Source organism: uncultured Aquincola sp. (assembly GCF_964001545.1).
In the GTDB taxonomy this organism is placed as follows: domain Bacteria; phylum Pseudomonadota; class Gammaproteobacteria; order Burkholderiales; family Burkholderiaceae_C; genus Aquincola.
This window is the reverse complement of sequence record NZ_CAXFDV010000439.1, coordinates 1-5,004: the sequence shown is the minus strand read 5'-3', so window position 1 is coordinate 5,004 and position 5,004 is coordinate 1. Positions and strand designations below refer to the sequence as shown.

The window sequence follows — 5,004 nt, the reverse complement described above, 5'->3', positions numbered from 1 at the left end:
CGGTAGGCCGATTCATCGGCCAGCACGTTCTGGCCGAACTGCGTGGTCAGCGTGGCCAGGCGCTCCATGATCTGCGCATGGCGGGCGCGGGCCTCGGGCGCCAGCCGGGCGCCGGTGCGCACGAAGTCGAGGTGGATGCGCTCCACCAGCCGCAGCTGCTGCGCATCCAGCCCCAGCTGGCCACGGCGCTGCCACACCGCGTCGATGCGGCGGAACAGCGGCTCATGCAGGTAGATGGCGTTGTCGTGACCCGCGATGCGCGGGGCCAGCGCGCGCTGCGCATCACGCAGCTCGGTCGTGGCCTCGGAAGCGGCCAGGTTGGAGAAACAGGCTTCCAGCCGGTTCATCAGCCGGCCCGAGCGGTCGAAGGCAGCGATGGTGTTCTCGAAGTCGGGCTCGGCGGTCTGGGCGCCAATGGCGTCCAGTTCGTCGCGGTGCTGCTGCATCGCCACCTCGAAGGCGGGCGCGAAGTGCTCGGCGCGGATCTGGTCGAACGGCGGCAGGCCGTGCGGCGCCGTCCAGGCGCCCAGCAGCGGATTGGTGGCGGGTTGCAGCATGGTGGCGTTGCCCTTACTTGCCGGCCTTGATGGCCTTCTCGTCGTCTTCGCGGTAGCGGCGGTCGGCGCAGTCCAGCATCCAGCCCTGGCGGGCCTGCTCGGCTTCGCGCGTGGCGGCCACCACCTGGGTCTGCTTCTCGTTCCACGCCGCGGCGCGCTCGTCGTGCACCTTGGCCTTGTCGTTTAGCGCAGCCACCGCGGCTTCATACGCGGCCTGCAGCGGCTTGCCTTCGGCCTCGATGGCACCGGCCTCGGTCTTGAGCTGTTTTTCCTCTTCCTGCAGCGCCTTGCGGCCGGCATCGTCGGCCGGCGGGTTGGCGGCCTTGGCATTGAAGGCCACGATGCGTTCGCCCAGCGCGCGCGTGCGCTCGTTCAGCTGCTTGACGGCACCGGCCTTGGCGTCGACGTCGGCCTTCAGCGGCTGTAGCGCTTCGGACAGCTTGGTGACCTCTGCCCGCTCGGCATCGAGCGCGGCCTTGCGGTTCTCGGCCGTGGTGCGTTGTTCGTTGACGGCGGTCTCGCGCTTCATGCAGGCGCGCAGTTCTTCCTTGGTGAGGATGGGCGCCTTGCTGGTGGTCTTGCCGACCGGCACTTGCGCCTGGGCCGACACGGCCGGCACGATCAGCGCAGCGGCGGTCAGCAGCGGGAAAAATCGCTTCAAGTTCGGGCTCCCGGTAGGAAGTTCGCAAAGGCGGGATGATGCCATCCATGAACTTCGACCTGAACGACCTGCTGGCCTTTCGCGCCGTGGCGGAGTTGAACAGCTTCCGCCGCGCGGCCGAGGCGGTTCACATCTCGCAGCCGGCCTTCAGCCGCCGCATCGACAAGCTGGAAGAAGCCCTGGGCGTGCGCCTGCTGGACCGCACCACGCGCCGCGTGAGCCTGACCGCCGTGGGCCGCGACTTCGCACGCAAGGTGCAGCAGATCCTGGACGACCTGGACAGCACGCTGCTGGGCATCCGCGGTGTGGCGGCCACGCGCATGGGCGAAGTGACCATCGCCTGCGTGCCATCCACGGTGTACTACTACCTCTCGCGCGTGATCCAGCGCTACCGCGAGGCCTATCCCAAGGTGCGGGTGCGGGTGCTGGACGCCAGCGCCAACGACGTGCTGGACACGGTCTCGCGCGGCGAGGCCGACTTCGGCATCAACTTCATCGGCGGCAACGAGCCCGACATCGACTTCACCCCGCTGGTGGAAGAGCGCTTCGTGGCCGCCTGCCGGCGCGACCATCCGCTGGCGCGCAAGCGCCGCGTGACCTGGCAGGAACTGGCCGAGCACGACTTCATCGCCGTGAGCCAGCGCTCGGGCAACCGGCTGCTGATGGACCAGGCGCTGGCCCGCATGCCGGGCCGGCCGCAGGCGCTGTACGAAGCGCAGCACGTGACCACGCTGCTGGGCCTGGTGGAAGCCGGGCTGGGTGTGGCCGCGGTGCCTTCGATGGCCATGCCGGGCCAGGACCATCCGCTGCTGGTGAGCATTCCGCTGGAAGAGCCGGTGGTCACGCGGCATGTGGGGCTCATACGCCGCCGCGGGCGCAGCCTGTCGCCAGCGGCGCAGCAGATGTTCGACTTCTTCGCCGAGCTGGAAGATGCCGAAGGCGCAGCCCGCGCCAGGCGCAAGCGCAGTGCGCCGCGAAAGGCAGCCACGCCCAAAGCACAGACGTAAAAAAACCGCGGCAAGCCGCGGTTTTTGCATCGAGCCGGCTGTGGATTACAGCGGGCGGATGTTCGAAGCCTGGGGGCCCTTCTGGCCTTGGGTGACTTCAAATTCGACGCGCTGGCCTTCGCTCAGGCTCTTGAAGCCTTCGACGCGGATTTCCTTGAAATGCGCGAAGAGGTCCTTGCCGCCTTGTTCAGGCGTGATGAAGCCGAAGCCCTTGCCATCGTCGAACCACTTGACGGTGCCGGTTTGAGTTTGATTGGACATGATGATCCTTGGTTTAAAAGAGGCACGCGCAGCACATGCTGACGCGTGGCAGAGACACGCAAGAAATCACCAGGGGGAGAAATCCATTCCGAGCCTGCCACCGATTGGGACAGGAAGATCGACCTGACCTCGAGAAGACGGTCTTGTGTATGCCTACCCAACCAGTGTACCCGCCTGAGGGCACCTGCACGCCTGGGTTGCAAACTATTTCATGCGGGTGGCACGAAGTCGAGGATGCGCATCGCGGCGCTCAACCCCTGGCGCCGGGCCTTGGGGGCCGCGGTGGCCCAGGCGTCGGGCGCCTGCAGGCGCTCATCGATGTTGCCGATGTGGAAATGCGCGCCGCTGCTCAGCTGCGGCAACTCGTCCCAACCCACCGGCACCGAGATGCCCAGGCCCGGCCGCGCGCGCGGCGACCAGGCCGCCACCGTGGTGGCACCACGGCCGTTGCGCAGGTAGTCGACGAAGATCTTGCCCACACGGTTCTTCGGCCCGCTCTTGGCCACGAAGCGGTCGGGCAGCGTGCGGGCCAGGTGCTGCACGATGTGCTGCGACAGCGCCTTGACCGCGTCCCAGCCCAGCGAGGGCTTGAAGGGCACCACCACATGCAGGCCCTTGCCGCCGCTGGTCTTGAGCAGCGACTGCAGGCCCAGCTCGTCCAGCAGCGCATGCACCAGCTGCGCAGCCTCGGCGATCTGCGGCCAGGCCACACCTTCGCCGGGGTCGAGGTCGAAGGTCATGCGGTCGGGCTGGTCGATGGCGCGGGTGGTGGCGTTCCAGGTGTGCAGCTCGATGACATTCATCTGCACCGCGTTCAGCAGCGCTTCGCGCGTGGCCACTTCCATCAGCGGCGCATGCTCGGGGTCGAAGGCCGGGTCGAGCTGGCGCAGGCCCTTGATCTTGCCGCTGTCGTGCTTTTGAAAGAACAGCTCGCCCGCCACGCCGGCCGGCGCGCGCACCAGCGACACCGGCCGGCCCTTCAGGTGCGGCAGCAGCCGTGTGGCGGCGCGCTGCATGTACTCGGCCAGCTGCTGCTTGGTGGTGCCGCTGGTGGCGTCGATCACGCGGCTGGCATGGGTCAGGCGCAGGCTGGCCGGCAGCTGGGCCGGGGCGCTTGCCCTGGCTTTGGCTGGGGTCTTGGCTGGGGCCTTGGCCTGGCGGCCCGGCGCCGGCACCGCCTGCTCGCGGCCGATGGCCTGGGGCGGCTTGTCGCTGCGCAGGCCATGGAACACCGCCTGGCGCACGCGCCCGTCTTTCGTCCACTCCGCGAACGACACTTCGGCTATCAACTTCGGCTGCACCCAGTGGCCCTTGATGCCACGTGGCAGCGCTTCGAACGGCGTGGTGTCGGCGGCGATGGCCTTGAGTTGTCTAGACAGGTCGGCCAGCGACTGCTGGTTGAAGCCGGTGCCCACGTTGCCGGCGTAGTGCAGCGTGCCGGCGGCATCGTGCACGCCCAGCAGCAGCGCACCCAGGCCGGTGCGGCTGCCTTGCGGATCGGTCCAGCCGCCGATGACGAACTCCTGCCGTTGCTGGCACTTGAGCTTGATCCAGCTGCGGCTGCGGCCGCTGGCATAGGCCGCGTCGGCGCGCTTGCCGATCACCCCTTCCATGCGCATCTGGCAGGCGGTGTGCAGCAGGTGCGAGGCCTCCACCGCAAAGTCTTCGCTGAAGCGCAGGTGCGGCCGCTCGCCGGCCGCTTCCAGTGCTTCACGCAGGCGCTGGCGACGTTCGCGCAGCGGCAGGCCGCGCAGGTCCTGCCCGTCCAGGAAGGGCGCGTCGAACAGGTAGAACACGATGTCCTGCGTGCGGCGCTGCTCGAACACGTTCTGCAGCCGCTGGAAGCTGGGCACGCCGTCATCGTCCAGCACCACGATCTCGCCGTCCAGCCACGCGCCTGCGCCGCCCAGCCCGGCCATCTCCTTGGCCAGCCCGCGCAGCTTGGCCGTCCAGTCGTGGCCGTTGCGGGTGAACAGCTTGACCTCGCCGCCCTCGATGCGAGCCAGCAGGCGGTAGCCGTCGAACTTCATCTCGTACAGCCAATCGCCTTCGGTGGGCACGCCTTCGACCAGCGTGGCCAGTTGCGGGGCCAGGGCCTCGGGCAAGGGCACGCGGGGCGCGGTGGGGCGCTGGGTCGTCTTGGCAGGCTTCGGTGCCGCGGCCTTCGTCTTCGTGCGGTCCGCGGCCTTGGAGGCCGCCTTCTTGGCCGCCGCCTTCTTGGTGACGGCCTTCGCCGCGCCGATGATCGCGTCGCTGAGCACGCTGCCCGGCTCGGCTTCTGTCACGCTGTACTCGGCCGCCGGGCGCATGGCGTCGTCGTGCTCCTTGATCAGCAGCCAGGGCGTCTGCCGCTCGTTGCCGCGGCCGCGCATGCGCACCAGGGTCCAGCGGCCGGCCAGCTTGTGGCCATGCAGCCGGAACTTGAGCTTGCCGGCGGCCAGGCCGGCGCGGGCATCGCCCTCGGGCTGCCAGGTGCCGTTGTCCCAGACGATGACCTGGCCGGCGCCGTAGTGGCCTT

General features: G+C 68.8%; 4 protein-coding genes and 1 pseudogene. 1 reads left to right on the top strand and 4 read right to left on the bottom strand.

The window, feature by feature from the left end; genetic code table 11:
- Both ABNT58_RS14935 and ABNT58_RS14930 read right to left on the bottom strand, forming a co-directional pair.
- A pseudogene (locus ABNT58_RS14935) lies at positions 1-557 on the bottom strand (peptidase M3); the annotation flags it as partial.
- 13 nt (positions 558-570) lie between these two features.
- Positions 571-1,218, bottom strand: coding sequence for a hypothetical protein (locus ABNT58_RS14930; RefSeq protein ID WP_348754250.1), 648 nt, complete (start codon positions 1,216-1,218; stop codon positions 571-573).
- Between the two features lie 47 nt (positions 1,219-1,265).
- Here ABNT58_RS14930 and ABNT58_RS14925 point away from each other — a divergent pair, with 47 nt between their 5' ends.
- On the top strand, positions 1,266-2,225 hold the full coding sequence (locus ABNT58_RS14925; protein ID WP_348754249.1) for a LysR family transcriptional regulator: 960 nt from the start codon (positions 1,266-1,268) through the stop codon (positions 2,223-2,225).
- 45 nt (positions 2,226-2,270) lie between these two features.
- Here ABNT58_RS14925 and ABNT58_RS14920 read toward each other — a convergent pair whose 3' ends face one another.
- The gene (locus tag ABNT58_RS14920) at positions 2,271-2,486 is read right to left on the bottom strand and encodes a cold-shock protein (RefSeq protein ID WP_348754248.1); all 216 of its coding nucleotides are present in this window, start codon (positions 2,484-2,486) and stop codon (positions 2,271-2,273) included.
- A 209-nt stretch (positions 2,487-2,695) separates the two neighbouring features.
- Positions 2,696-5,004, bottom strand: a 2,309-nt coding sequence (ligD, locus tag ABNT58_RS14915) for a DNA ligase D (RefSeq protein ID WP_348754247.1), incomplete at its 5' end; no start/stop codon positions are given.